General features: G+C 68.2%; 1 protein-coding gene. It reads left to right on the top strand.

Going from position 1 to position 1,351, the window contains the following annotated elements:
- On the top strand, positions 1 to 1,275 hold a 1,275-nt coding region (locus G7A99_RS19870; RefSeq protein ID WP_205599949.1), incomplete at its 5' end, for an ABC transporter substrate-binding protein.
- Positions 1,276 to 1,351 lie beyond the last annotated feature (76 nt).

Genomic DNA, 1,351 nt, shown 5'->3' with positions numbered 1-1,351 from the left:
GCCGGCGTCTGCGCGCTCGGCATCGGCACGGCCGGCGCCGCCGACAAGCCCGAGCAGATCGACATCGGCATTTCCGCGTTCCTCTCGGGGCCGGCCTCCGTGTTCGGCGAGCCCGCGCGTGCCGCCGCCGAGATCATGGCCGAACGGATCAACGACAACGGCGGGATCCACGGCGTACCGCTCAACCTGAGCTTCATCGACGAGGGAGCGGGCAGTGAGCACCTGCTCTCCGAGTACCGCCGGCTGGTGCAGAGCGAGGGCTACGACGTCATGTTCGCCTCGATCTCCAGCGGCAACTGCCTGAAGGTCGCGCCGCTCGCCGAGGACCTCGAGGTCGTCAACCTGATGTGGGACTGCGGCACCCAGCGGGTGTTCGAGGAGGGCGACTACAATTACGTCTTCCGCACGCAGGCGAACGCCACCCCCGAGATGCTGGCCTCGGTGCTGTATCTGCTGAAGACCCATCCCGACTTCAAGACCATCGCCGTGGTCAACCAGGACTACGCCTGGGGCCGGGACTCCTGGAAGATCTTCCGTACCGCGCTGCAGACCCTGAAGCCGGACGTCGAGGTGGTCGCCGAGTTCTTCCCCAAGTTCGGCACGCCTGACTTCTCCACCGAGATCACGCGGCTGCTGGCGATGCGCCCGGACGTGGTGCTCTCCACCTCCTGGGGCGGCGATCTCGACAACTTCGTGCGCCAGGCCAAGCAGCGCGGGCTCGACGAGCGTTCGACGCTGGTGCTGCCCCTCGCCGAGAGCTCGCTGGAGCGCCTGGGTGAGGATATGCCCAGCGGGGCAATCGTCGGCGCGCGTGGCGACCACTACTACGCCCATCCCGGCTACGCCGACGACGAGAAGTTCAACGAGTTCGTGAGCAGCTTCCGCGAGAAGACCGGCAACGTGCCGATCTACTCCGCCTTCCACATGGTCCAGGCGTTCGACGCCCTGCAGGCCGCCTACGACCGTGCCATCGAGGCCAACGGCGGTGAGTGGCCGGACACCGAGGCCCTGGCCGATGCCTTCGAGGGCCTGAGCTTCCGCGGCGCGACCAGCGAGGTCACCATCCGGCCGACGGATCACCAGGGCCTGGAGGACCAGATGCTCGGCACCGCCAAGCAGGTCGAGGGCAAGGACATCGCCGAGCTCTGCGACATCACGGTCTTCCCCGCCGAGGCGATCACGACCCCGGCCGGCGAGGATTCGACCGAGTGGCTCAAGGGCCTGTCGACGGACCTCCTGGACACCGACGTCACCACCTATCCGGGCTGCCACTGAGCCCGGCGGATCGACGACGGCCTGATCGCGGGGCGCTCCGGCGCCCCGCGGCCTGAAGCGGGAGGGGAACCGTGGA

The sequence above is a fragment of the Arhodomonas sp. KWT genome (genome assembly GCF_010993615.1).
Note: the sequence above shows the minus strand (reverse complement) of the source record. Positions and strands in the feature narration are given on the sequence as shown.